Source organism: Tolypothrix bouteillei VB521301 (assembly GCF_000760695.4).
Classification (GTDB): domain Bacteria; phylum Cyanobacteriota; class Cyanobacteriia; order Cyanobacteriales; family Nostocaceae; genus Scytonema; species Scytonema bouteillei_A.
On record NZ_JHEG04000001.1, the window covers coordinates 2,552,203 to 2,577,282 of the forward strand.

Here is a 25,080-nt window from a genome sequence, read left to right on the forward strand (position 1 = left end):
CATTCGGTGGAGTGGGAAATAGGAATGAGTTCTAAACCAAGAGCCTGAGCTTTTTTCTTCAAGTTTTTCAAAGTGCGCTCTCGGTAATGTCAGTAGACCGAAAACTTTGGCTATCTCTAAAAATATAAGCATAGAAAGAACAAGTACCATTTTTCGCTTGACTTCTATAAATATATGGTGCTTCTAATGGTGATGGCTCACCATAATATGGAATTAAATTAAAGTCGATGTCAATTTTCTGTTGTCCTTGTCGTATAACTGTTGGCATTAAAGGAAAGATTCAGATTGGGGATTTATTTTACAGAATTGCCAACACAAGTTAAGGAACTTGTATTAAATAAAAAACATATCCATACCAGTCAGAATACTTGCGATAAAATTTTATTTCTAATAAAGAGTTATCTAATTCCTTATTCATTGCTTCATTGTCTTTGTATTGCTCTCGTAACAACCTTATTCTTGTTTCTAAAGGTGTATAGTAACTATCCCACCATCCAGACTCAGGAAGAACAAAATGTCCAACTTTTGTGTATCCTAAATCTTCCACAATCCTCAGATTGCTTTCAATTGTTTGTATATTGGGATAATTAGCTTGCCAATATTTCTGAACTTCAATAGGAGGATTGGACTTCAACCAAGAAATTTCCGATACTACCAAATACCCTTTAGCTTTTAAAAGAGGCTGCCAAGTTTGAAGCCCCTTTTCAAAACCAATAATATAAATAGCACCTTCTGACCAAATAACGTCAAAACTTTTCTCTTCAAACTCCAGAGAAAACATTGATGCATTAACAGTCAAAACTTTCTCTGACAATCCTTGAGCAAGAGCTTGGTTGTTTAATTGTTCTAAATAGGGTTGATGGTTATCTACAGCTGTGATGTTACCATCTATCAATTTAGCTAATTCAATGGTTTGCATACCAGTTCCACAGCCAACATCTAAAATAGATGGACTGGGTGGTAAATCTGTTAGCAGTGAAAACATCTTTCGAGTTGATTCGTTATTACCCGGTCCTTGTCTCGGCAAGTCTTTATAAATCTCAAAAAAAATGTCCATAGTCTTACACTTTGTTTGATTATCTCATTCCTTGTTTCATCCTTATTGATAAATCTCCTCAGCATGAATAATTTCCGTCTCAAATGAAGCCGCTTTCAGCCACTCCTGCATTGCAGGTAGGGCTAACACGGCTTCCATATAGGTTTTGCAAACAGCATCTAACTCCACACCGTAAGTTATGAAGCGCGAAACGACAGGAGCATACATAGCATCAGCAATGGTAAAGTTGCCAAACAGCATATTTCCCCCTGCTCCAAAATTTTGACGGCATTCCCGCCAGATATTGTTAATTCTGTCAATATCCTTTAGCACTTCAGAAGTCATTCCCTTGCCAGGAAATCGACTCCGACAATTCATTGGCATCTTTTGCCGTAAGTTTGGAAAACCGGAGTGCATTTCCGCACAGATACAACGGGCTATTGCTCGTGCAGCTTTTTTTTGAGGCCATAAATGCAGATTGGGATACTCTTCTGCCAAATATTCACAGATGGCAAGAGAATCCCACACGGTCAAATCTCCATGCATTAACACTGGAACTCTTCTTGTTGGAGAGTATTTCTGCATTTGTGCTGCCGTCTCTGGTGTGTCAAGAGGAATGCGAATTTCGTTAAACTCCAATCCGAATTGCCTCATAGCCAACCAGGGACGCAATGACCAAGACGAATAGTTTTTGTTGCCGATGACCAGCGTTAGTTGTGTCATATAGATTGATTTGTTGGAAATTCCTCAGTCATCATAGCGGATAGTGCGTGTAGAACCATGGGTTACCAAAGTAACCGTCCTCAAAACCGCGAGCAAATTCACCACCAGAGGTACGTGGTTTGTAAGCTTCCTCTTTTCGGCCACTAGCAAGTCCCTGGCGGTAGCTATCAGTGTAAGCACGAGGGTGATAGGCAGGATCTCTAGAAACTCGTTTTTGATTGACGGGATAGCAATAAGTTTCTTGACCAGCCCTTCGGGCAAGGCAGATTGCAGAGAGCAGAAGCGCGATCGCCCGCAATTATGCATAAATTTATACAATTATGACATCAATCTTACTAGCAGGTTTGGTACTTTTGGAGACTTAATACTAATATGATATCATTTTGATATAAATTTGATTTGATAAAAACTATGGAACAGAAAATCAAGGAATTTCCAGCGTTCAAGGTCAACGGCTTCATCATGCTTGCTGTGGTAGTTGCGCTTACGCTAGTGGGAGGGTGGTATCTTTGGTCTCGCGTGCAGGGACTGGAAGCTTTGTTGGCAAGAGGCTTGAAAATTACTGATTTCATCGGTAGTGAGGATAGTGCTGCAGAGTTTCTTGCTTGGTTGACGGCTACACTCCTGGTTGTTATCGTCCCATCGCTGTCAGGCTTCTTTAGTGTTGAGCCCAACCAAGCAGTGGTGTTGGTGCTGTTTGGGAAATACATGGGAACCGTCCGGGAATCTGGCTTTTGGTGGACAAATCCCTTTGCTAGCAAACAAAAGATTTCGCTGCGAGTTCGCAACTTCAATAGCAAAATCATTAAAGTTAACGATGCTGAAGGGAGTCCGATTGAAATTGCGGCGGTTGTTGTCTGGCAAGTTTTTGATTCAGCTAAGTCAAAGTTTGCAGTGGATGACTGTGAAGAATTTGTTGCTATTCAGAGTGAAACAGCCATTCGGTCTTTAGCCATACGATATCCCTACGACGCTCCAGATGAAACAGAAACGCCTTCCCTACGGGGAATTCCCGATGAAATCGCTCACGCTTTACAAAAAGAACTCCAAGCCCGTTTGGAAATGACAGGTGTAGAAGTGATTGAAGCACGGCTCTCGCACCTTGCCTATGCACCAGAAATTGCTCAAATGATGTTGCGAAGACAGCAAGCGAAAGCCTTAATTGATGCGCGACGGCAGATTGTCGAGGGTGCAGTGGGGATGGTGAATGAAGCGTTGAATCGTCTCAGTCGCGAACAAATGATTGATTTGGACGACGAGCGCAAAGCTTCAATGATTAATAATCTGTTGGTTGTTTTAACCTCCGAGCAAACCGCTCAACCCGTTATCAATGCTGGAACGCTTTATAACTAAGAAATGGGACAAAAAAAACGATTCTTGTTACGTCTGGATGAAAAACTTTACGAGATGTTGGAGAAATGGTCAGCAGATGAACTGAGAAGCGTGAATGCACAAATTGAGTATCTGTTAACTGAAGCTGTGAAGAAGGGGGGACGCTGGAAGGAGGACAAGGAGCTTGAATAAATAGCCAAATTCTTATCTAAACTTATTCATAGCTAACTAGAGTGAGTAAGTTTATGTGGAAAGTATCTGAGTTTGGTGATTTAGTGGGGATTTCGCCATCTACATTAAGACGGTGGGAAGAGGAGGGTAAGTTAATCCCAGAAAGAACATTAGGTAATCAACGAATTTATAATGAATCCCATTTAGCAATAGCTAAAAGTTTGAAGTCAGGTAAATACCCAACCAGGGTTGTTATATACTGCCGAGTCTCATCAAACAACCAAAAAGAAGATTTACTGAGCCAAGTAAAAGCAATGGAAAGCTTTTGCTTGGCTCAAGGTGTTTCTGTGACACAAACAATGCAGGAGATTGGAGGAGGATTAAACTTCAAGCGTCCAAAATTTCTGCAAATTATTCAATGGGCGATTGCAGGTGAATTAAAAAGCTTGTATGTAGCACACAAAGATAGGTTATGTAGGTTTGGGTTCGATTTGGTTGAGCAGATTGTACTGTGGGGTGGAGGCAATATTATTGTTGTGGACAAGAAGTAGCCGTCTACCTTGGTTGAAGCAGGAAGGAAACGCTAAACGAATCAACAAGTTTGAGGAAGTTTAGGTAAGTTTTTCGGAGCAGAAATCAGAGAAAGAGTAAGTCGCGTCAGGTAAGGCATAAGGTTTTGCAGAATATGCAAATCGCAGTTGTGCGAATTCTCTATTACCAAATTTTTGCCATCCGCAAGACAAATCCCGGTAGCACTGGTTCGCCGCTCACTGTTTCGGGATTATCCAAGATTTCTGGTTCTTGATTGGGGCGGTAGGTGTAGACTTTGCGGTTTTTGCGATCGATTAACCAGCCTAATGATGCACCATTGTCAATGTATTCCTGCATTTTGGATTGCAATTCATTGAGGGTATCGCTCTTAGAGCGTAACTCAATCACGAAATCTGGGCAAATCGGAGCAAATGAAGCTTTTTGTTCTTCGCTCAGGGCATTCCATCGCTCTAGTTTAATCCATGAGGCATCGGGGGAGCGAGTTGCCCCATTGGGAAGGGTAAAGCCAGCACTGGAGTCAAAGGACTCGCCTGTTCCATCTTGTTCTGCCCAATTCCCCAGTTGTACGGCAATCTTGAAGTTGCGATTACCTGTATCTGAAAAAGCTGGTGGCATAATGATAACTTCCCCACTGACATTACGCTCAATTCTTAAATCGCGATTTGCTTGACAGAATTCGTAGAACTGTTCAACAGTCATCGATTTGATAGAAGGAATATTAACCGTCAGTGGGACGCTTTGGGTTTGAATTAATAGCGTCGTCATTCTTTATCCCTCATGCTGTTATTCGTTATGCAAGTATATGCTACCTTATGCATTCGAGGAGGGCTATCCCAAAATGGACTCTTTGTCTTGCAAAGTGCTTGGACTCAGAAGTTCCCTTTTTGTAGGGAACCTCTGGTGAAATTTGTAACTAACTAGCTTGAGCAATCAATTGATTGGCAATTTGCTGGGCTGTATTAATGGGAATGGCAAAGCCCAGCCCTTGAGCACCTTGAATGATGGCGGTATTCATCCCAATGACTTGTCCGCGTTGATTGAGTAATGGTCCGCCAGAGTTACCGGGGTTAATAGCAGCATCCGTCTGAATAAACCCAACTCCTCTATTTCCCGCACCCACCGCACGGCTCGATCGCTCTGTTGCACTGATGATACCAACCGTCACGGTGTTATCCAAACCTAAAGGATTGCCAATTGCGATCGCCCATTCCCCCGGTTTCAGTTGATCGGAATTACCAATACTAACAGTCGGGAGATTATTCGACTGAATTTTAATCACAGCAACATCTGTTGTTCTATCTTCCCCTAACACTCTACCTGTGAAACTTCGACCATCTTTGAGTGTTACCTTTACCGTGTCTGCACCATCAATAACGTGAGCGTTGGTCAGAATCAGACCGTTGGATCGAATAATAAATCCCGAACCCGTTCCTTGTGCTACGCGCCTACCATAATATCGGCTTCTCACAGTGCGGGTGGAGTCTATCCGCACGACTGCGGGTCCAGTTCTTTCAACGGCATTAGAAACAAAGTTATTTTCTACAATGCTTGTAGGAGCAGCAGCAATTGATGTAGGTTCGGAAAGAACTGGATTTGTGGGCATGAAATGTGCGCCTAAAATAGCTGTTAATGCTCCAAAAGATACGAGGGATAAGTTAGATAATTGTTTTTTCATTGTTAATTGTTAATTGCTAATTGCTAATTGCTAATTGCTAATTGCTAATTGCTAATGGCTAATTGCTAGTTGTTGCGTTGAGAATTTGTTGGATAATGTCTAAACCTGCTTGCGTTGTTTCGTCTAGTAATTTTGGATTGACTTTCTTATCATTGGGTGTGTGGTAGTTTGGTTCTTGTCCTCGGTAGAAGAAAAGAATTGGTACATTTTTGCTAGCAAACGCTGCATGGTCGCTACCATCGCTAGAACCAAAGATTTTTATTCCTGGCTTCATTTTTTGGGCAAATTTTGTTAGGGAAGAGCTACCACCAATACCTAGTTGATTGTTAACTCCAACCATATCGAAGTTCATCATGGCTTTTAAGTCTGAAAGAAACTGCGGTTTGGCTGTCTTGACAAAAGCTCGCGCTCCTTGGAGTCCATCTTCCTCGCCATCAAAAGCTACAAACCAGGCTTGACGAGCAGTTTGCGTCTTTGACATATTACGAGCAAGAGATAATAAAACTGCTGTTCCTGAAGCATTATCGTTTGCACCCGGTGAACCAGCTACGGAGTCGTAGTGAGCACCAAGAAGAATTTTTGGTTGAGTTACGCCTTCAAGATGGGCAATAACATTGCGTCCGGTAACATTACGCTTTTGAGCATCAACTTTTAAACTGGCATTTTGTGCTACTCTTTGTACTTGTTGAAGTATGCGATCGCCTTTCTCTCGTGAAATCGCCAGCACTGGAATTTTGACTTCCTCTGCCAAGCTCCCATATACATCGCCCGATTTATTATTGACAATAACTAAACCCACCGCTCCAGCCGCCAAGGCATTTTTTGCTTTTTCTGAGAAGCGAATTTCTCCGCGTTGCACGATGGCAATTGCTCCAGTGACATTAACTGCGGCAAAATCAGCTTTTCGTCCAAAGTTAGGAACTGCGATAAGTGGAGCATTTAAGTTTCCGGGGATTGTGCCATTGAGCGCTATTCCCTTGATAGTCTCTCCATTAATTGTCAGATTAGAACCATTATCTTGAAACTTAGAATAAGTAAAAGTTTGAACTTCTGTTACATAACCTGCTTTACGATACTCATCCACAAGGTAAGAGCTAGCTTTTTCCATCACTGGTGTACCAGCGACTCTTGGACCTAAATTCACTAGAGCTTCTACATCTGCAAGAGTTCGGTTGGAGTTTGTCGTTTGTGCAACCGATGGAGAGACAATAATTTCCCCAACACTATTGGAGCGGACTCCACAGGCTGTAGGAAGCCAAATTAAAGCACCCATCAGTGCAATTTTTAACCAGGGTTTTTTTTGGATATTGTTGAACGCAATCATTTAAAAGTATGAAGGATAAAGGATAAAGGGTAAAACTTGAGATTTTGACCCTGATTGAATAAGGGCTACTAACCTTCAGAAAATCCTTGAACAATGTAGTTTCGAGCAAAACATATTCAGCCTCCGATTGGTTTATGCGCTATACTTCATCCTTCATCCTTCATCGTTTATCCTTTATTCTTAGTTTGCCGACTGTTGTACTGACTCCCGCCGTGATGAGTGCTAGCGTTTACAGTCTCTACAGCTAGAAAGTTCGCAATTGTTGCTGCGGTGAGTGCAGTATGCAAGAACGCTTTTTTGATCGTTGCTTCGTTGTCTTGTTGCTGATAGTTCATGGGAGTATTAAGTTCTGGGTTAAGTTGCTTGTTATTTTTTAGTATGATGGGCAAGTATGACAAAAAAATGTCAATTGGGATAGTTGTTAGTAGCTACTAACCATCAATCACTAACCACTAACTCTTCCCTTTGAGCGGAATTTCTATCTCAAATACGGAACCTTGACCGAAGATGCTCTTAACTGTGAGGTTTCCTTGATGCGCTTGTACAATTTGCTGGGCAATTGCCAATCCTAACCCAAAACCACCTGTTTGACGCGATCGCACTGTATCGACTCGGTAGAACCGTTCAAAAATATGGGATAAATCTTCTTCTGGAATACCAATACCGGTATCTTCTACCTGAAGAATAACCCGATGGGGTGGTGTCAGCAGCCTTAGCGTTACTATACCCCCTTCAAGAGTGTATTTCAAGGCATTGTTGAGTAAATTGACAACAGCCTGTTTTAATAAATCTGCATCCACTTTAAGATATACGGGTTGTTGGGGTAGTTGAACGGTAAAGTTGAGATTTTGTGCTGTGGCTTGTTTCTGATATTCTTTTGCCAGTGTTTGTAGGAGTTCAACAATATCGATAGTCTTGAGTTTGGTAATATCTAGGGGTCTGTCTTGGCGAGCGAGAAACAATAGATTGTTGATGAGAGAGCTCATTGATTTAGCAATCTCAACGATATTTTCCAAACGATAAAGCTGCTCTGCTTCATCTTGTGGAGGCATGAGAGCCACTTGTGCATTACTTAAAATAGCAGCAACAGGAGCACGCAATTCATGGGATGCATCCGCTGTAAAGCGCTGTAGTTGTTCGTAGGCTCGAAGAGCGGGTTGCATCGCAAGCCCTCCTAAAAACCACCCAGTTATACCTACTAATGCTAAACTTACGGGAACGCCTAGTGTCAAAAATAACCTTGCCTTGTTTAAGCTATGACGTAGAGGTGTTAGAGGAACAGCGACTTGAATGTATCCAATTACATTTTCATTCTGTGTAATAGGTAACGTAATTTCTCGAACCCACTCTTGGTAGGGAGTTATTCTAGATCGGTTGCTAGTAATTTTGATGGTTTGAAAACCAGGAGTCGCGCTCGGTCTTACCGAACGTGCGATACCGGGCGCGTATATCAGTTCTTTCTCATAATTATACAAACGTACATAAACAATATCACTGTTAACGGGTGGTAAAGTATCACCAAACATGGGAACTTCTTTTTGCTTGTACTGCCATCGTTGATTATATGTGGGGTATTGTATACCCCTGACAAGTGTTTTACTTGTAGAGTAAAGCCTTTCATCAAAAGCCTGTAGTTGCTGTTGAACAACCAAGTAATAAGCTATAGCAGTAAAGGCGACAAGAATACTCCCCATCGATATGGTGAACAAATATGCAAGATTGCGACGGCTGCGAGCAAACATAATAGGGGGACTAAGGGGACTAGGGGGACTAGGGAGAAGCTCTCTTATCTTTCTTATCTTTCTAATTTTCAGGAACATTAAGGCGATACCCCACACCATAGACGCTTTCTAGCCAGTCCTTAGCGTCAATAATTTGCAAGCGCTGTCGCAACCGACGTACCAAAGTGGTGACTGCGTTACTTTCTGGTTCTGTCCCCCATCCCCACAATGCTTGTTCAATTTGAGTGTGGGATAGAATCTGGCGGGGATGGCGCATCAAATACTCCATCAGTTGAAACTCGCGCCCGGATAACTGGGTACTGGCTTGATTGCGCTCAATAGTTAAATTGTTTAAATCTAAATGTAAATCTGCAAGTGTCAGGCGATCGCCATTCCACAATGGAGAACGTCTTCGTAATGCTCGTACTCGGGCTAACAATTCTATAATATCTATTGGCTTGACCAAGTAATCGTCAGCCCCAGAGTCCAAACCGTAAACTTTATCGGAAGTACTATCTTTGGCAGTGAGCATTAATACTGGAGCTGTTTTTCCAGCCCGTCGGTATTCCTGGCAAAGATTGATACCGCTTACCTTTGGCAACATCCAGTCTAATATCAATAAGTCATAATCTTTTTGAGATAAAAGCCACTGGGCTGTTTCTCCATCTTCTATACCATCAACAGTATGTCCTGCTTTAATAAGTGCAGCTCGCAAAGGTTCTAATTGAGCTAAGTCATCTTCAACTAAAAGGATTAACATAAAAATAGCTATGTGTTTCTACCACAATTTGCTGAAATTTTTACACGGCAAGGGTTTGTGACGGTGAAGGTTGCCAGTATTTAAAGGCAGGGACTGTACGGCACTATCTTTTTGTTCCAAAATATAACATTTTTGAATCGTATCTGCCGAATCTCAATTGTAGTGAATGTAACTGCATTAAGTAGCGATACGATAAAAAGCATGTCCTTTGGCGATCTCTGACTCTAACATTGCTATGGTTATTAAAACAGCACCCACTCAGCCGTTTACCGACCAGAAACCAGGTACATCTGGGTTGCGAAAGAAAGTAACTGTCTTTCAAAAGCCTCATTACTTGGAAAACTTTGTTCAATCCATATTTGATAGTCTGCAAGGATATCAAGGTCAAACTCTGGTTTTAGGTGGCGATGGTCGCTACTACAATCGTCAGGCAATTCAAACCATACTCAAAATGGCATCCGCCAATGGTTTTGGGAGAGTGATGGTCGGTCAAGGCGGTATTCTTTCTACCCCGGCTACCTCTGCTATTATTCGGAAGTATGGCACTTTTGGCGGGATTATTCTCTCTGCAAGCCACAACCCCGGCGGACCAGAAGGGGATTTTGGCATAAAGTATAACATTGATAATGGCGGTCCTGCACCGGAAAAGGTCACAGAAGCTATCTATGCTCGTACTAAAGAGATCGATAGTTATAAAATTTTGGAAGCTTCTGATGTAGATATTGATACATTAGGAGAAACAAAATTAGGTGAAATGGTGGTGCAGGTGATTGATTCTGTAACAGATTATACAGAATTAATGCAGTCTTTATTTGATTTTGACCGCATCCGGGCGCTAATAACTAACGGGCAATTCCGGATGTGTGTGGACTCACTCCACGCAGTTACGGGTCCCTATGCTCACAAGATTTTTGAGGAGCATTTGGGCGCACCAAAAGGAACAGTGCAGAATGGCAAGCCTTTGGAAGATTTTGGCGGCGGACACCCAGACCCTAACTTAGTCTACGCTCACGATCTAGTGGAAATCCTGTTTGGAGACAATGCTCCTGATTTCGGTGCAGCATCAGATGGAGATGGCGATCGCAACATGATTCTCGGTCGCAACTTCTTTGTGACTCCTAGCGATAGCCTAGCAATACTCGCAGCAAATGCTAAATTAGTTCCAGGGTATAGTTCCGGTCTTGCTGGAATTGCCCGTTCTATGCCTACAAGTCAAGCACCAGATAAGGTGGCAAAACATCTCGGCATAGATTGCTATGAAACGCCAACGGGTTGGAAATTCTTTGGCAACTTGCTAGATGCAGGTCGAGCCACCTTGTGTGGAGAAGAAAGTTTTGGTACCGGTTCCAACCACATTCGCGAAAAAGATGGGTTGTGGGCGGTTTTGTTCTGGCTGAATATTTTAGCAGTTCGCCAACAGTCAGTTGAGGAGATTGTCAAAGAACACTGGAGAATCTACGGTCGCAATTACTACTCGCGCCATGATTATGAAGAAGTGGATAGCGATCGCGCCAACACGCTCATAACCAATTTGCGTTCTAGCGTACCAAACCTCAAAGGAAAGCGTTTTGGTGCTTATGAAGTAGAATACGGAGACGACTTCAGCTATACAGATCCAATCGATGGCAGTGTCAGCCAGAAGCAGGGCGTTCGCATTGGCTTCACCGATGGTTCGCGGATTGTCTTCCGTCTCTCTGGAACGGGTACGCAGGGAGCAACCTTAAGGGTTTATCTAGAAAGTTACGAATCAAACTTAGCAAAACAGAACCTAGATCCCCAAGAAGCTCTAGCAGAGTTGATTGCTATAGCGGATGAAATTGCCCAAATCCGTACTTTGACAGGAATGGACAAGCCAACTGTGATTACTTGATGAACTCGGGAGAAGGGAGACAAGGAGGACTTTCTTCCATGTCTCCCCCTCTTGTCCCTAACCCGTAACCCCATTCCGCAAAATTTCTGTCACTTTTTGAGCTGAAAGGGGTCGGTAGAACAAGAATCCCTGTACATCCTCACAGTGGACAGATTTCAAAAACTCTAGTTCCTCTTCTTTTTCTACTCCTTCGGCGGTTAATCTCAAGCCCAGATTGCGTCCCAAAGTGACTATTGCCCTAATAATATGAGTGACTTTAACATCTGTTGTTAAATTTTTCACGAAAGAACCATCAATTTTAAGGTTGTGAAGTGGTAAGAGTTGCAGGCGGGAGAGAGAGGAATGACCCGTACCAAAATCATCTATGGAAAGATGAACTCCCATTTCCTCTAGTTTCTGTAGCACGTTCCTAGTGAAATCAATATCTTCAATGGCGGTCGATTCAGTAATCTCTAACTCTAAAAATTGTGCCTCTAGTTCCGTCTGTTTTAAGATCGTCGCTACTGTTTCTACCAATTGAGGCTGACGGAATTGTTTGAGGGAAAGATTCACTGCCATGGTGACGGGAGGTAAGCCCGCCTCTTGCCAAATTTTATTCTGCTGGCAAGCTGTCCGCAAAACCCATTCTCCAATGGGGATGATTAATCCACTTTCTTCAGCAAGGGGAATGAAGACATTAGGCGCGACCAATCCCATTTCTGGGTGCTGCCACCTTATCAAAGCTTCCATTCCTGTAATCTTCCCTGTTAAGATATTAACTCGCGGTTGGTAGTATACTACTAGTTCTTTCCGTTCTAAGGCATGGCGCAAGCTTTTCTCTAAAGTAAGAACATTAGGCGTTTTAGCGCCCAAACAAGCAGCGTAAAATTGGTGATTGTTTCTTCCGAGTTCTTTTGCTTTATACAAAGCTGCATCTGCGTGTTTTACCAAAGTTTCAGCATCGGGGCTGTCTTTATTCAGTAAGGCGATACCAATACTGCCACTGATGTATAGTTCATTGCCGTCAAGCTCGAAAGGGTTTTCTAGAGCTTGCAGGATTCTCCGGGCGACTAGTACAACTTCATCAATAGAGCGAATTCGGGGTAGTAAAATGATGAATTCGTCTCCTCCCCAACGAGCAACTGTGTCTCCTGCTCTTAAGGACTCTCTGAGTCTCTGAGCAACACCAATTAAAAGTCGATCTCCTAGTGTGTGTCCTAAAGAATCATTGATAGTTTTAAAACGATCTAAATCAAGGAACATCACAGCTAAACTTTCGCCAATCCGCGATGCATTGGGTAGAGTTTTGGAAAGTATCTCGTCAAAAAGCAAGCGATTTGGCAAACCAGTTAACATATCGTGCAGTGCTTGGTAGCGAATTTTTTCTTCTACTTGCTGGCGGAGTTTTGCTGCACTAATACTGGCTGCCATTGTTAAGAGAGCAGATTCTTCATGCTTTGACCAGTAACGATCGCAGCTACAGTCTGCTAATCCAAGAAAACCCCAAAATTTGTCTTCTAGTCGCAGGGGTACTAGAAGCAAAGATTGAATGCCACTTTGAACGAGGTGTTCTTGTTCGGTTTCGGGAAATTCTTTTGTCAATCCCGAAATAGATTGTCCGCTAGAAAGAGCTTCATACCAGCGATACAGCCCGCAACTATCGTAAGGCAGATTTTGCCACTGAGAGCGAAAAGAGTCAAAGTTGGAATGCGTCCATTCAAACTGCAAACTCACAGCTATTTCCTGAGTTTGCGGATGCAAATGGTTCTCGAATAAGAAAATCCGATCCACTTTAGCGGCTTCACCTAATGTAGCTAAAGCTTTGTCAATAGATATTTCATAGTTTAATTCTGCTAGCAAATAATTGGTACCTTCTGCAACGGCTTGCAATAAGCGATCGCGCTGGCGCAATTCTGCCTCTGCTTGTTTTTGCTCGGTAATATCTCTAGTAATGAAAGTTCTAATAAGATCGCTTTCAGGTAAGTAGTGAATAGATTGTTCAAAAACTTCTCCGTTCACTTCTACCTCCCGAACAAAAGATTTCCCCTTCCAGTTTTGGACCATAGCAGAAAGCCCTGCGGCGATCGGATGATTGTTTTGACTGTCTCTGAGATTGGGAAATTTAGAAGCAGCCGCTGGATTGAGATAAGTTATCTTGCCTTGTAAATCGGTCTCAATAATCGGATTGGGATTCAGTTCGGGAAAAGATGCCAAACGGGCTAAAGCCACCTCGGTCGCTTCTTCAAGGATTTGATTGGAAGAACCAATTACGGTTTCAAAAGGATTTGCAGAACTTGTTTGCTCTGATATGAGTTTATAGATATCCTTTTCTTCACAGTACTCAGAGAATGCTTCTTCAGATAAGTTAGAAACTACGTAGTACTTAGCTTGAGCTTGATTGCTACCAAACTCAATAACATCGCCGTGTTGAAGATCGTGCGAAAAACATTTTGTGCCATTTACAAACAGACCGTTAGTACTCCGCTTTCCCTTAAAACTGCCATCAATAATCCGAAAACAATACTGGTCAGTTTGTGGAACAGTGACTCGCAAGAGTATAGCGTGTTGTCTGGAAACCGACCGAGAACTAAGAACAATAGCGTTTCTTAAATCCCGCCCAAGAGAATATGTTGCCTCCTTTAGGGGGATAGTGCGCTGTCCTTTCAGATCGTTAAGAATCAAAAGGTGGCGTATTTTTTCCCTCTCATGTTTTGGCATTGGTCTTCCTTAGATTCCCACGTCTTTTCTTGAGATGAAGAATACTGTTTGAAGAAGTTTTGACATACATTTGGTGCTATTGCCTTGAAAAGCTACTTCAGTCTGCTTTATTACCGTATATAAAGGGCATTTTCGAGCGTTATTCGATGCAACTCATTCGTCTGTCTGGCACGAGGATGCGCGATCGACGAATCAAATTACTTCGAGGAGAGTTTTAGCCACGGTCAACTTCAACGAATCAGGTCGCTGTTGAGTTGGCTATTCTGTAATGCTGCACTCTGGTTGGCTCTTAAATACCTAGGATAAAAGTAAACACCTAATATATCACACTGTATATTTGCTGAATTTTTCAGCAAAGAAAGAAAAGAAGAAAAATTTGTGAGCGCTCATCGCCCAACCGGACAAATCAACACCTCTTATCACCTCCTGTGATTTGGGGTTTGGGGGAGATGGGGGGCTCGTACATAGTAATCATTTTGTGACATATCATGGTTGGCGATCGGCGATCGGTGAAAAATGACAAACAATCAATAAGAAATGACAAATAGCAACTGAAAAACGATCCGTTACGTATGGAATATAATTTTCTAAATTTATTTACAGAAAAAGGGGTTCATTACTGAAATTCCCTACTTATAAGAACGGGAAGGAACCGATCGCCGATCGCTGTTAAGACCTAGATAATACAATAAGAAAACAAATAAACAATAAAGCCAGCAACAGTAGGAAAGCTTGATTGCGTCTCACCCAATTTTGAACGGTGGTACCAAAACTGTTAGATTGCTTCTGCTGCTCCAACTCTAATTGCCTTTCATTTATATTTTGGTAGAGAATGCACTCTTGAGCGTAAGGACGCTGGGGATAAGTGCAGCTGTCATCAGTATTGTACGTACAAGTGTCGCAGAGATACTGCCCCCCAGTGGCGCGGTGCAGGGGAATCCCTGGATGTCCGTAAGCTTTTAACTCGACGCGACAATGGGGACAAGTGACAGATTGGGAGTTAACAGGTTGATGGCAACGGGGACAAGTTGTAGTTTCCAAAACCGATACCTAAATGTAGCCTAAGTTTTTATTTTATCAGGCAGCAAGGAAGAGGGTAGAGGGCAGCCCTCAGCCCTCGGTTTTTATGCATTCTTCATAAAAAACCCGTAATTCTCCTGAAGTTTTATTTTTGGCAACTAAAGATAATTTGACTTGGGGTGCAAAGTTAGTAAGTAATCGCTAGTACAGGTCGGTGAAAATAGACAAGACGTTATGTGACCGAGACTTATGCAACCTCAACGGTATTTTGAGAATTGCACGCGTTGCAGATCTCCCCATCCCCAATTTATCGCAGGGTCATGCGTAAGTTTCAATGTCAACCTACCTCACATTATGACCACCGATCGATAAGAAATGACCAATGACAAATGCCCGAGGCTGCAAACTTATGTTCCGCAAGTTGTTGCTACTGCTAGTAATGAGTTTATGGGGAAGTGTTGTTTTACCCTTACCACAGAAGGCAAGTGCTGTGACTCCTCTGACACTGGCTGTTATTCAGGAATTTCGGAATTTAGTGCAACTCATGCCACAAAACAAGCCGAAGCGAAAGGCACGCAAGTTAGATGCCATGATTCCTGGAGATGGCTTGTCTACTGGTAGGGCTGCTTTGGCAGAATTGCGCTTCAATGACGGTTCCATAGCGCGAATCGGACAGCAAGCTATCTTTCAGTTCGTACCACAAACACGAAACTTAAAACTTTCAAACGGGACGGCATTACTGCTGATTCCACCCGGACAAGGGCAAACAAGGGTAAATACACCAAATGCTGCTGCCGCAATTCGCGGTTCTGCACTGTTTGTACGCTACGATCCACAAACAGACACCACAATTGTGGGTGCATTAACAAATAGCGGTATTCAAGTTCAGAACAAGAAGGCTTCTCAAAATCAAAAGCTGAAAGCTGGGCAACTCATAGTTATAGTTAAAGAGAGGTTTCAGGGTTTATACGATTTTGACCTAAGAACTTTTTATGAAACAAGCAATTTAGTTCGGGGGCTAAATTTAACTCTTAAAAATGGTGTACCGAGCTTAGATCCTTCACTTGCTAGCATTCAAGCAGAAACGGCGGAGGCAGTCGCAACACAGCAGCCATTAACGGGTGCGGGTGTCATTGAAAATCCTCCTATCTTAACAACAACGACTTCTTCTGGTGATACCTCGACTCGTCATAACAGCGATCGCATTGACAACAATGTGATGAGAGATCGTTCTCCAATCGAGAACTTCCCAGACACAGGACAAGTTGTTTCAAATACTGGTAAACGGAGCAATTCTCAACCGGGTACTCAACCCGGTAACAACAATCCTGGCAATAATCCGGGGAACGGTAATCCCGGTAATGGCAACCCAGGAAATGACAAACCTGTTGGCAATCCAGGGAACGGTAATCCCGGTAATGGCAACCCAGGAAATGACAAACCTGTTGGCAATCCAGGGAACGAGAACCCAGGAAACGGTAATCCCGGTAATGGCAATCCAGGTAATGACAAACCTGTTGGCAATCCAGGGAATGAGAACCCAGGAAACGGTAATCCCGGTAATGGCAATCCAGGCAATGGCAATCCAGGTAATGACAAACCTGTTGGCAATCCAGGGAACGAGAACCCAGGGAACGGCAATCCCGGTAATGGCAATCCAGGCAATGACAAACCCGTAGGCAATCCCGGTAACGAAAACCCAGGGAACGGCAATCCAGGCAATGGCAATCCAGGTAATGACAAACCTGTTGGCAATCCCGGTAACGAAAACCCAGGGAACGGTAATCCGGGCAATGGTAATCCGGGCAATGGTAATCCAGGCAATGACAAACCCGTAGGCAATCCCGGTAACGAGAACCCAGGAAACGGTAATCCGGGCAATGGCAATCCGGGCAATGGCAATCCAGGCAATGACAAACCCGTAGGCAATCCCGGTAACGAGAACCCAGGGAACGGCAATCCGGGCAATGGTAATCCGGGCAATGGTAATCCAGGCAATGACAAACCCGTAGGCAATCCCGGTAACGAGAACCCAGGAAACGGCAATCCGGGCAATGGCAATCCGGGCAATGGCAATCCAGGCAATGACAAACCCGTAGGCAATCCCGGTAACGAGAACCCAGGGAACGGCAATCCGGGCAATGGTAATCCGGGCAATGGCAATCCAGGCAATGACAAACCCGTAGGCAATCCCGGTAACGAGAACCCAGGAAACGGCAATCCCAGCGACAAATAATCCAGCAGAAAATTAGTGAAGCGACGATTTGATTAAGAGGATGTTTTAAAAGTTGTGGCTGGGGTATCCAAAACTTTAGAGCCCCCTAAATCAGGAGCATCCCAAATTTGCCAATTGCCCTCAGAATGGAATTCTGGACGGCAGGCGCTTCAACGGGGGGAACCCCCGCAACGCGCTGCCTCGGCTATACAAACAAAGTCCACCTACGTGGACTTTGTATACAGTCCGCGCAGGCGGTGAGTCGAGTCCTGCAGGCGGGTTTCCCGCGCCCTGGGAACTAGCGTATAGCCCTTGCGGGCATAGCCTGCGGCATCGCGAAGCATCTCCGTCAGGAGATACCCGGAGGGACTTCGTTTGTGTAGGCGTGATTTCAATCGCAAGCGTGTTTTTCTAAATTGGGATGCTCCTCCTAAATCGTCTTTAAAGCAAACTTTAAGAATATTTTCCCCCCTTTTTAAGGGGGGTTAGGGGGGATCTTCATACAGTGGTAGACTTTACACTATTGGGTTGTGAGTGACATTAATTGAGAGGTAATTTTAATTAGACTGAAAAATCAAATTATTAGCAAACATGAGTAAGCAGATTTCGGATGATTACAAAAACCTACTAATTGAAGTAAAACAACGCATTCGTTCTGCTCAATATGAAGCACTGAAAGCTGTCAACAAAGAACTTATTGCTCTGTACTGGGACATTGGCAAGATGATAATAACCCGTCAACAGGGGGCTAGTTGGGGAAAATCAGTGGTAGAACAGTTAGCAAGGGATTTGCAGGCAGAGTTTCCTGGAATTAGTGGCTTTTCTGCCCGTAATATTTGGAATATGCGGAGTTTTTATGTTACCTATAGCCAAAATGAAAAACTGCAACCATTGGTTGCACAAATTGGTTGGACTCACAATCTAGTGATTCTTGAAAAGTGTAAGGATGATTTGGAACGAGAGTTTTATATCAGAATGACTCGCAAGTTTGGTTGGACAAAGAACGTTTTAATTCATCAACTTGAAAATAAAGCTTACGAAAAAACTCTCCTCAATCAAACTAATTTTGATAAAGCCATACCAGAAGAAATACGCGATCGCGCAAAATTAGCAGTTAAGGATGAATACACATTTGACTTTCTAGAATTAGGTGATGAATACAGCGAGCGTGAGCTAGAAAAGGAAATTCTGAAAAGGGTGCAACCATTCTTACAAGAAATGGGAGGTATGTTTGCCTTTATTGGCAGTCAATATCGTTTGGAAATTGATGATGAAGAATACTTTATAGATATTGTGCTCTATCACCGTAGTTTGAAATGTTTGGTAGCAGTAGAACTAAAGATTGGTAAGTTTTTGCCTGAGTATGTTGGTAAGATGCAGTTTTACTTAGCTGCTTTGGATGACAAGGTAAAGCTACCTGATGAGAATCCGTCAATTGGCATTATTCTTTGTAAATCTAAAAATAAAACGATAGTTGAGTATGCACTTAAAGAATCAAATAAACCAATTGGTGTGGCAACTTATCAGATAGTTTCTACTGTACCTCAAGAACTTCAACACCAGCTTCCTGCTCCAGAGCAAGTTGCCAAGTTATTGGAGGGAATTGAATGAAAATTGATGGAATTAACCAAGCAGCACTACTTTGGGCATCTTTAATGACTTAAGATGAAAGGAGATGAGATATGGGTTGCTTGAGGTGTACATTCCTGCTAAGGACTCTTACAATGGACATTCCTAAGGCATAAAAGGAAATATAGGTTAGGAATGAAACTAGAGGAAAAAAAGTTACACACCCTACTCTAACTTGTGTTCCTTAATACTTTCTTAAACGACAATGAGTACACCAACACTTGAAGAACTCGAGAAACTTGCTCGACAACTTCCTGAAAAAATTCCTTATCTCAAATTGTTAATTTTATTTGGCTCTAGAGCTACTGGCAAAACCCATGCTCAAAGTGACTGGGATTTTGCCGTACTTTTTAATGAAGAAGAGCGAAAAATACATATTAAGGATAATAATTGGGGCTGGTTTGAAGTTCCTCTCATTCTTGGGAAAACTTTTGGAATAGCTCCCGAAAAAATTGATGTAGTAGAACTTAATAATTCTTCCTGGTTAGTAGCACATTTTATAGCTCGTGATGGTATTCTGCTTTATGAGAAAGATCCAGGAGGATATGAATATTTCCGGAGCACTTCATTAAGACCAGAGTCAGAAATGAAAAAATTTCGCCAAGAGCAACGCCAGCTTATCGAAATGGCATTGAAAAAGTGGGGATTATGATAAACATTGACTGGGAAGTCGTTTTAGTTAGAATTCGGTTGGTTGTAAAATATTGCGATACTTTAGAAAAGTTTAAATCGATTAGTCTTGATGAGTATTTGGGTGATTTTTCCCAGCAATTAATTGTTGAAAGGCTCTTACAACTCATGGTCGAAGCAGCAACAGATATTAATAAATATCTGTTGCTACAGTTATACGAAATTAATCCAACCACAAATTTTGATTCTTTTAGTCAGGCTGGACAAAAAGGCATCATTACTCAGAATTTAGCAGATGAACTGGCAAAATCAGTTGGAATGCGGAATATTTTAGTTCATCAGTATAAAGACATAAACAGCACAATAGTGTTTTCGGCTATTCCAAAGGCTTTGGAGCAGTATCGATTATACGTACAGCAAGTTATAGCGTATTGTGATTCATTAGAGACATAAGGATGGGGAACACTATGACCAGAGATAATTTGCTGTCAAGAATTTCCATTGACCCGAATATTTGTTTTGGCAAACCCCGTATTCGCGGACATCGCATCCCAGTTTATCTGATTCTCGATCTTTTGGCTGGTGGCGAGACTATTGAAGAAATTCTTCAGGAGTACCCCAGTATTGAACGAGAAGATGTGCTTGCGTGTCTTGCTTATGGTGCAGAAATGTCAAGGGATGTGTTTGTGGAAATTCCTTTGAGTTCAAAAGTTCAGCATGAACATGAGTGTAAATGAAAAAGATTTTTTTTGTCCACCAGATTAAGGTGTTTTTAGTTATTATGCTAAGCCCGGACACTTATTTTGAGATTGGTAATACTGTCAAGCATCGGTCTCAATCTCATATAACTTCCAGAGGGTGCGGAGCTTACGCTTAAGACGATCGCGCATACTATTAGGTGCTACAATCTCGCACTCATCCCAGTAACGGGCAACTTCCCTAACCAGCCAAAACTCGTTTGCAACTCGTCGCACAACTTGCCGCACATCTCCGACCATCTCATCACTAACGTCATCATCTTTAGGTTTATAGCTTTTTTTCATCCAACCTCGAAAGTGTAAGTACACTTTTAGATAATCTAGCTGTCCTCGCCAATTTCCGTTGAGAGGTACAGCTGACTTAATGCCATCGTAGGTTAAACAACGGTTGTGCCATAGTTCTGGTAGCTCGGGAATATCTTTTTCTACATCTTGTGTTTCTTCACACCAGACAAGAAGATAAAAGCGATTATCAAAAAAGCGAGGTTCTGCATGACGGATAGTGTATTCCAGTTCTACCCCTTGAGAATTACGGTAGAGAATGTAGAAAGGCTGTTGCTTTTTCATCCATTCCTCAATCTGAATTCGCCATCCTTGAGTAGATTGGCTGATTTGTTTCATTAGAGATTGACGCAGGGGAGGTTCAAGATTACCTCGCTCTAGTAAAAGTGCAAGTACAGTTTGTGCTTCCCCAATACGACCCGCATCGTTTAGGGCTTTTATAGCCTGTTGCAAAGCGTTAACCTGGTTTGAACTGAGGCTAAAAGGCTTTCCTACTTCAAGGGATTGTTCGGCGATCGCTACTATTAAGCCAGAAATACTTGGTTCTTTACCCCATTTGATATCGAGGCTGCGAGCAATTTCCTCCAATTTTTCTTTGGTTCCGGGCGGAATTGACAGTGTAATCGTGTCTTTTTTTCTAACCATTCTTAAAAATGTACTTGCACTTACAGGAATCTTGTGCGATAGTCGTAAATGTAATTATAAATCTAGTGACAAGCAAGTGCAGCGACATTATTGCTGAGGAAACCATTTCTCATTGCGGATGTAGGTGGCTGAAAACTTTGCACTCTGTTTACACAATCAGCAAACACTGAATAAAGCTCATATAAGAGCAAAATATCAGTGTAATCCACAGTTTCAAGAACTAGCTTTGTAACATAGACTCAATTTTGAATTCCATTATCTTTAATATGCCTAAGCGCACTCGGCTTTTGAATGGGCCTCCAAAAAGCTTGGAGGAACGTTATTTTAGTGAAATTCGGCCCTTGTTATACAAACGATTGGGAACGCATCATCAATATGGTGTGCGAAAGGGAACGACTCTTGCAGAACACTTAGATTCAGCGTGTCAGTTCATGTTGACCGTTAGCCGGATAGCTGAAGTTCCAGAAGACAAACGACCCGTGCTGTTAGCTGCAACTGCAGTTCACGACTTAAATAAATTAGACCCACAAGAACGTAAGGTAAAAACCTTAGCGAGAGACAGGGATTTTTTACAACAACAGTTTGAACTTGCAGGTGTACTGAGTTTCGTCTCAAATGAAAAAGACTTTGAGTTAGCGAGACGACTTATTGAACGCCATTCCGGGCATAATGTCAGTGATGGCGCGAGATTTTTACCAGAAGACCCCAACATTGAACGTTGGGCGGCGATGATAACAGCCGCCGATCTATTCGATCTGGGAATTCCTGATGCAGAACGTTTTCGCAAAGTTCAAAATGAATTGACAGTTGCATTTGACCGCCCTAGCAATCTTTTCAGAGTCCGCTTGTCTGAGGACAGAGGTTATATTACTGCACTTTTACTAGGCGCGTGTGAAGAAGTTTTAAAAACATACCGCTTAACTCCTCTTGCTATTTTCCCTGACGGCGAACTTTTTGAAGGCGAAGCAATACCACAAGTCGATTTAGTAGCCGAGATTGCTGGTGTTTGGCAAAGAAAGATCGATGAAGTTTTTGGAAATAATATTGAACGACTGGTTAGACCGACTAAAGATGGAATCAAAATTGCTCAACAAGCCATTCAACAAAATATTGAAGAGGTACTGGTCAATGTAGAAGCACTTTTAGAAAAGAAAAAAGCAGGTTATAAAGCAGACAAAGTTGCAAAAGATATAGCAAAGTGGGGTGAGAATTCTGGTAATGAAGCTATCCAGAAGGCATCTGAACTGGGTTTACTTCCTGTCAGTAATGCAGAAGAGTTTGCAGTATCTGAAGGATTGAAAGCTGCATACCTCAGTTACCGAGAAGCCGGATTAAATCCAAAAGATGTTTGGGATAAGATTGCTCATCATGCGGGAATTACCGAACAACAACGTCCATTATTAGAAGCATTTAACGGGCAATACGGACGACCTTTATTTGCAGCAAAAGCAGCAGTCAAAGGGATTGAAGGTATTAAGGAAGCGTTGAAAGAATCTTTTCAACTGAGAAAAGACAGTACACAAGTATCGCAAGCAACAGAAGTATCAGAAGAAATGGTCGCTGTTGTCAATCGAATGCTAAATTTACCTATTGCTTCTAAGTTAGATGGATTAAAGGAATTAGATGCTTATGTAGAAGCTAATCCCAAACAAAGGTGTTCTCTAGGTTCTACTTCCAATGACATTGACGAACTTATTTCTGATGCTATGCCTCCCGGTACAAAAGTACAGGCTTTTTCTAACCGCTTACCCGGTGGAATCAGTGCAGAACCAAAAAGACAAGCAGATTCAATCGCAGCGTTAGCATATCAACTGATGGCAGTAGGAGCAAATTTTCCTGCTGTGAAAAAGCAAGATCCACTGTATTTACACTTTGCATTACCTAAAGGTTCAAGCCCAGAACTATTGAGGCTTTGGCGGGAATACTTAGAAAGGCTTGCTGCAACTAATGCCGAAGGTGGAACTGTCACAGTTGATGAATTGCAACTGTATCGAGACAACTCTCTAGACTTTAAACCTAATAAAGTTGTCGGATTTGCTTTTCCTAAACGTCGAGATTTTGTTCATACAACAGTTATTCTTCCTCTCGTTTGGGGTGATGTAAATGCTTCTTTAGCCTTACTCAAATCCCTACGTCTAGCTTTAGAAATGTCTTTATCCTTGGAGTTTGGATTTCCTTTCTCTATTAGTGGAAACTTAGAAGTAGAAATATCCAATGATAATCCTGAAAGTAGAATTTTTGGACGAGTAGAAGGAATTCCAGCAGCGCTTAAACCTCTTTTAAGGAATGGACATTATTGTCGGTGTAAGGATGAAGAATCTCAAAAAACCACAGATATTATCAGCACTGAAAGAATTCTTGAAAGCCTGCAATGTATGGGAAAACTTGCAACGTCTGTCGCCAGTATTCAGAAAGTAGATGACTGCCTGTACGATCTAGCCCGTAGTTGTGTAAGACCGATTGAGCTTTATTACGTTCTTTTACGTTGGACTTTGCGAGAGCAAGATGAACCCAACTTAAGTGTCATTTGGAGCCGAATTCGGGAACCATTAAATAATCTATTGGAGAACCTTATGCCAGATGAAAACTCACTCTTAACCCAATATCTTAAAGAGGCGGCTCAAGTTGCTGCTGAAGGCAAGATTTGGGGAAGCTCGTTTAAACGAACTGCACAAGCTGAACCTTTTACAGCCTTTATCTCAGCTATTCGCGCTCAAAAGCCTCACTTGGGTTTAGATGTTATTTTTGCTGCTTTAATTCAGCAATATCATATCCGCTTAGACCGCATTCGCGAACATGGCGTTGGTCAAACAAAACTTTCGCAAATCAAACGTTATTACGAAGTTTTGCGAAAGCTTTATGAGGAAGTTTATAAAGGTCGTCCCGACAAGCTTTTGACCGATCAAAAGACTCTGGAAGCTGCTTATCTATTTTTCCTTGAAGAAGCCCGTCAGCAGCTTAAAGAGAAATCTGAAAATGGTTCTGTTGAAGTCAGTACATCTATTTAATTAGGAGGCTACCATGTCAATTCAAAAACTTTCTTCTGTTCTTGCTCAAACCTACGAAAACTTTCCTAAAGGACGGTTTATTACTTTAGCTGTTCTCAGGACAACTCAATCTGAAACCATCCTTCGTACAGAAGGTTCTGGTGAACCCATGTGTAGCGAATTTGTTCAAGCAGGCATTAATGATGAGAACATTATTCAACGCCTTGTGATGACTAAGCGCAAACAAGTTGCACCAGAAAGACGTTACGGACGAGAGCATTTAAGAGCGCACGAACTGTTATATACCAGTAAAGATGGTGCTCTGTGTTCATTAAACACAAATGCTCCTTGTGAAATGTGCGTGGACTGTTTTCTCTATGGTTTTGCCGCAGGAGGTGGCGGCGCACAGAAAAGCCGAATTTGGACGGAGGATGCTTTTAGTGTTTTACCCGCTACTGAAGTTTTAGGAGAAAGAACTATTAACGCCACTTACGAGAATGGCACAATGCGAGACCAAAATGGTAACGCCTCAACAGCTTTAAATACCAGCGAGTATATCAAACCAGGTGTCCACTTTCTGGATGTTGTTACTCTCAAAGATGTTACTGCTGATGAATTAAGATATATCATTGGCAACATTCTTTACACCAGTCGCTATGGTGCTGTTTCCAGTCGTGTTGGACGGATAGAAAATTCGATATTAGGTATCTTTGGCAGTATTGCTGAACTCCCCAGTTCTTTGGAACTCGTACAAGCTATTTATGATGCCTTAGAAAAACCTTTAGAACATCCAATGAATAGCAAGCGTTTAGCGGAAAAAGCGAAAGAAGTACTTTCTAGCTGGAAGAATAAGCGAGGTGTTTCTGTGTATTTGTCTGACGAAGAAGTCGCAAGCGTAATTTCTGATGTCGAGCATCATTGGTCTGAAGAAAAACGGGATAATTTCTTGAAGCAGTTAAGCCAATCTTATGAACCTTTCCGTCAAGTTCCTGCTGAATCTAAAAAAGGCAAGAGCAAAGGTAAAAAAGCTACAGCCGAAGTAGAGAGTTAAGC

Annotated in this window: 23 protein-coding genes and 1 pseudogene; 11 read left to right on the plus strand and 13 right to left on the minus strand. The window is 42.3% G+C overall.

Annotated features, from left to right (window positions below; genetic code table 11):
* Positions 1 to 124: 124 nt before the first annotated feature.
* From HC643_RS42540 to HC643_RS10260, 4 genes and pseudogenes are all read right to left on the minus strand, one after another.
* Positions 125 to 247 (minus strand): annotated as a pseudogene (locus tag HC643_RS42540) (ISH3 family transposase); the annotation flags it as partial.
* A gap of 72 nt (positions 248 to 319) precedes the next feature.
* Positions 320 to 1,057, minus strand: coding sequence for a class I SAM-dependent methyltransferase (locus HC643_RS10250; RefSeq protein WP_038086980.1), 738 nt, complete (start codon positions 1,055 to 1,057; stop codon positions 320 to 322).
* Positions 1,058 to 1,099: 42 nt separating this feature from the next.
* A complete protein-coding gene (locus HC643_RS10255) occupies positions 1,100 to 1,759 on the minus strand; it encodes a glutathione S-transferase family protein (RefSeq protein ID WP_038086978.1) in 660 nt (219 codons plus the stop codon).
* Between the two features lie 31 nt (positions 1,760 to 1,790).
* The gene (locus HC643_RS10260) at positions 1,791 to 2,057 is read right to left on the minus strand and encodes a hypothetical protein (protein WP_050046157.1); all 267 of its coding nucleotides are present in this window, start codon (positions 2,055 to 2,057) and stop codon (positions 1,791 to 1,793) included.
* Between the two features lie 113 nt (positions 2,058 to 2,170).
* Here HC643_RS10260 and HC643_RS10265 point away from each other — a divergent pair, with 113 nt between their 5' ends.
* Genes HC643_RS10265 through HC643_RS10275 form a run of 3 tightly spaced genes read left to right on the plus strand, consistent with a single transcriptional unit; the run spans position 2,171 to position 3,813 of the window.
* Entirely contained in the window at positions 2,171 to 3,112 is a 942-nt protein-coding gene (locus HC643_RS10265) for an SPFH domain-containing protein (RefSeq protein ID WP_038086976.1), read from the plus strand.
* 3 nt (positions 3,113 to 3,115) lie between these two features.
* A complete protein-coding gene (locus HC643_RS10270; protein ID WP_167844652.1) occupies positions 3,116 to 3,283 on the plus strand; it encodes a type II toxin-antitoxin system antitoxin in 168 nt (55 codons plus the stop codon).
* Positions 3,284 to 3,336: 53 nt separating this feature from the next.
* Positions 3,337 to 3,813 carry an IS607 family transposase gene (locus HC643_RS10275; RefSeq protein WP_038087101.1) on the plus strand — a complete coding sequence of 159 codons (477 nt, stop codon included), beginning with the start codon at positions 3,337 to 3,339 and terminating at the stop codon, positions 3,811 to 3,813.
* Positions 3,814 to 3,976: 163 nt separating this feature from the next.
* Here HC643_RS10275 and HC643_RS10280 read toward each other — a convergent pair whose 3' ends face one another.
* From HC643_RS10280 to HC643_RS10305, 6 genes are all read right to left on the minus strand, one after another.
* Positions 3,977 to 4,579, minus strand: a complete 603-nt coding sequence (locus HC643_RS10280) for a Uma2 family endonuclease (RefSeq protein ID WP_038086973.1) — start codon at positions 4,577 to 4,579, stop codon at positions 3,977 to 3,979.
* A 148-nt stretch (positions 4,580 to 4,727) separates the two neighbouring features.
* A complete protein-coding gene (locus tag HC643_RS10285) occupies positions 4,728 to 5,489 on the minus strand; it encodes a trypsin-like peptidase domain-containing protein (protein ID WP_038086969.1) in 762 nt (253 codons plus the stop codon).
* A 58-nt stretch (positions 5,490 to 5,547) separates the two neighbouring features.
* A complete protein-coding gene (locus tag HC643_RS10290; protein WP_050046156.1) occupies positions 5,548 to 6,813 on the minus strand; it encodes a M28 family peptidase in 1,266 nt (421 codons plus the stop codon).
* Between the two features lie 167 nt (positions 6,814 to 6,980).
* Complete coding sequence (locus HC643_RS10295) at positions 6,981 to 7,148, minus strand: hypothetical protein (RefSeq protein ID WP_202048602.1); 168 nt, start codon at positions 7,146 to 7,148, stop codon at positions 6,981 to 6,983.
* Positions 7,149 to 7,265: 117 nt separating this feature from the next.
* Complete coding sequence (locus HC643_RS10300) at positions 7,266 to 8,555, minus strand: sensor histidine kinase (RefSeq protein WP_038075033.1); 1,290 nt, start codon at positions 8,553 to 8,555, stop codon at positions 7,266 to 7,268.
* A gap of 61 nt (positions 8,556 to 8,616) precedes the next feature.
* Positions 8,617 to 9,294 (minus strand): response regulator transcription factor, encoded by a 678-nt coding sequence (locus tag HC643_RS10305; protein ID WP_038075021.1) that lies wholly within the window; start codon positions 9,292 to 9,294, stop codon positions 8,617 to 8,619.
* Positions 9,295 to 9,529: 235 nt separating this feature from the next.
* On the opposite strand from HC643_RS10305, the gene HC643_RS10310 reads away from it, so the two are divergent.
* Entirely contained in the window at positions 9,530 to 11,164 is a 1,635-nt protein-coding gene (locus HC643_RS10310; RefSeq protein WP_038075024.1) for an alpha-D-glucose phosphate-specific phosphoglucomutase, read from the plus strand.
* Positions 11,165 to 11,221: 57 nt separating this feature from the next.
* On the opposite strand, the gene HC643_RS10315 is transcribed toward HC643_RS10310, so the two are convergent.
* Positions 11,222 to 13,861 carry an EAL domain-containing protein gene (locus tag HC643_RS10315; RefSeq protein WP_038075026.1) on the minus strand — a complete coding sequence of 880 codons (2,640 nt, stop codon included), beginning with the start codon at positions 13,859 to 13,861 and terminating at the stop codon, positions 11,222 to 11,224.
* Positions 13,862 to 14,530: 669 nt separating this feature from the next.
* Positions 14,531 to 14,902 (minus strand): zinc ribbon domain-containing protein, encoded by a 372-nt coding sequence (locus HC643_RS10320; protein WP_050046155.1) that lies wholly within the window; start codon positions 14,900 to 14,902, stop codon positions 14,531 to 14,533.
* A gap of 361 nt (positions 14,903 to 15,263) precedes the next feature.
* Between HC643_RS10320 and HC643_RS10325 the strand changes: the two genes are divergently transcribed.
* From HC643_RS10325 to HC643_RS10345, 5 genes are all read left to right on the plus strand, one after another.
* Positions 15,264 to 17,117, plus strand: coding sequence for a FecR domain-containing protein (locus HC643_RS10325; RefSeq protein WP_237265863.1), 1,854 nt, complete (start codon positions 15,264 to 15,266; stop codon positions 17,115 to 17,117).
* A gap of 570 nt (positions 17,118 to 17,687) precedes the next feature.
* Positions 17,688 to 18,707: a PDDEXK nuclease domain-containing protein gene (locus tag HC643_RS10330; protein ID WP_038109911.1), complete on the plus strand. Its 1,020-nt coding sequence runs from the start codon at positions 17,688 to 17,690 to the stop codon at positions 18,705 to 18,707.
* Between the two features lie 223 nt (positions 18,708 to 18,930).
* Positions 18,931 to 19,377, plus strand: coding sequence for a type VII toxin-antitoxin system MntA family adenylyltransferase antitoxin (mntA, locus tag HC643_RS10335; protein ID WP_038109912.1), 447 nt, complete (start codon positions 18,931 to 18,933; stop codon positions 19,375 to 19,377).
* Positions 19,374 to 19,808, plus strand: a complete 435-nt coding sequence (gene hepT / locus HC643_RS10340) for a type VII toxin-antitoxin system HepT family RNase toxin (protein WP_082051773.1) — start codon at positions 19,374 to 19,376, stop codon at positions 19,806 to 19,808. Before mntA ends, hepT begins: the two co-directional genes overlap by 4 nt.
* A 14-nt stretch (positions 19,809 to 19,822) precedes the next feature.
* The gene (locus HC643_RS10345; RefSeq protein ID WP_038109913.1) at positions 19,823 to 20,092 is read left to right on the plus strand and encodes a DUF433 domain-containing protein; all 270 of its coding nucleotides are present in this window, start codon (positions 19,823 to 19,825) and stop codon (positions 20,090 to 20,092) included.
* Positions 20,093 to 20,176: 84 nt separating this feature from the next.
* Here HC643_RS10345 and HC643_RS10350 read toward each other — a convergent pair whose 3' ends face one another.
* On the minus strand, positions 20,177 to 21,040 hold the full coding sequence (locus HC643_RS10350) for a WCX domain-containing protein (RefSeq protein ID WP_038109915.1): 864 nt from the start codon (positions 21,038 to 21,040) through the stop codon (positions 20,177 to 20,179).
* Positions 21,041 to 21,306: 266 nt separating this feature from the next.
* Between HC643_RS10350 and HC643_RS10355 the strand changes: the two genes are divergently transcribed.
* Together HC643_RS10355 and cas7d are read left to right on the plus strand one after the other, a co-directional pair.
* The gene (locus HC643_RS10355; RefSeq protein WP_038082613.1) at positions 21,307 to 24,048 is read left to right on the plus strand and encodes a hypothetical protein; all 2,742 of its coding nucleotides are present in this window, start codon (positions 21,307 to 21,309) and stop codon (positions 24,046 to 24,048) included.
* A 13-nt stretch (positions 24,049 to 24,061) separates the two neighbouring features.
* Positions 24,062 to 25,078, plus strand: a complete 1,017-nt coding sequence (gene cas7d, locus HC643_RS10360) for a type I-D CRISPR-associated protein Cas7/Csc2 (protein WP_038082614.1) — start codon at positions 24,062 to 24,064, stop codon at positions 25,076 to 25,078.
* The last annotated feature ends 2 nt before the right edge of the window (positions 25,079 to 25,080 follow it).

What these genes read in the sequence shown, in the direction of transcription:
- HC643_RS10250 (WP_038086980.1), bottom strand. Translation starts at nt 1,057, where the DNA reads ATGGACATTTTTTTTGAGATTTATAAAGACTTGCCGAGACAAGGACCG.
- HC643_RS10255 (WP_038086978.1), bottom strand. Translation starts at nt 1,759, where the DNA reads ATGACACAACTAACGCTGGTCATCGGCAACAAAAACTATTCGTCTTGG.
- HC643_RS10265 (WP_038086976.1), top strand. Translation starts at nt 2,171, where the DNA reads ATGGAACAGAAAATCAAGGAATTTCCAGCGTTCAAGGTCAACGGCTTC.
- HC643_RS10270 (WP_167844652.1), top strand. Translation starts at nt 3,116, where the DNA reads ATGGGACAAAAAAAACGATTCTTGTTACGTCTGGATGAAAAACTTTAC.
- HC643_RS10275 (WP_038087101.1), top strand. Translation starts at nt 3,337, where the DNA reads ATGTGGAAAGTATCTGAGTTTGGTGATTTAGTGGGGATTTCGCCATCT.
- HC643_RS10280 (WP_038086973.1), bottom strand. Translation starts at nt 4,579, where the DNA reads ATGACGACGCTATTAATTCAAACCCAAAGCGTCCCACTGACGGTTAAT.
- HC643_RS10285 (WP_038086969.1), bottom strand. Translation starts at nt 5,489, where the DNA reads ATGAAAAAACAATTATCTAACTTATCCCTCGTATCTTTTGGAGCATTA.
- HC643_RS10290 (WP_050046156.1), bottom strand. Translation starts at nt 6,813, where the DNA reads ATGATTGCGTTCAACAATATCCAAAAAAAACCCTGGTTAAAAATTGCA.
- HC643_RS10295 (WP_202048602.1), bottom strand. Translation starts at nt 7,148, where the DNA reads ATGAACTATCAGCAACAAGACAACGAAGCAACGATCAAAAAAGCGTTC.
- HC643_RS10300 (WP_038075033.1), bottom strand. Translation starts at nt 8,555, where the DNA reads ATGTTTGCTCGCAGCCGTCGCAATCTTGCATATTTGTTCACCATATCG.
- HC643_RS10305 (WP_038075021.1), bottom strand. Translation starts at nt 9,294, where the DNA reads ATGTTAATCCTTTTAGTTGAAGATGACTTAGCTCAATTAGAACCTTTG.
- HC643_RS10310 (WP_038075024.1), top strand. Translation starts at nt 9,530, where the DNA reads ATGGTTATTAAAACAGCACCCACTCAGCCGTTTACCGACCAGAAACCA.
- HC643_RS10315 (WP_038075026.1), bottom strand. Translation starts at nt 13,861, where the DNA reads ATGCCAAAACATGAGAGGGAAAAAATACGCCACCTTTTGATTCTTAAC.
- HC643_RS10325 (WP_237265863.1), top strand. Translation starts at nt 15,264, where the DNA reads ATGACAAATGCCCGAGGCTGCAAACTTATGTTCCGCAAGTTGTTGCTA.
- HC643_RS10330 (WP_038109911.1), top strand. Translation starts at nt 17,688, where the DNA reads ATGAGTAAGCAGATTTCGGATGATTACAAAAACCTACTAATTGAAGTA.
- mntA (WP_038109912.1), top strand. Translation starts at nt 18,931, where the DNA reads ATGAGTACACCAACACTTGAAGAACTCGAGAAACTTGCTCGACAACTT.
- hepT (WP_082051773.1), top strand. Translation starts at nt 19,374, where the DNA reads ATGATAAACATTGACTGGGAAGTCGTTTTAGTTAGAATTCGGTTGGTT.
- HC643_RS10345 (WP_038109913.1), top strand. Translation starts at nt 19,823, where the DNA reads ATGACCAGAGATAATTTGCTGTCAAGAATTTCCATTGACCCGAATATT.
- HC643_RS10350 (WP_038109915.1), bottom strand. Translation starts at nt 21,040, where the DNA reads ATGGTTAGAAAAAAAGACACGATTACACTGTCAATTCCGCCCGGAACC.
- HC643_RS10355 (WP_038082613.1), top strand. Translation starts at nt 21,307, where the DNA reads ATGCCTAAGCGCACTCGGCTTTTGAATGGGCCTCCAAAAAGCTTGGAG.
- cas7d (WP_038082614.1), top strand. Translation starts at nt 24,062, where the DNA reads ATGTCAATTCAAAAACTTTCTTCTGTTCTTGCTCAAACCTACGAAAAC.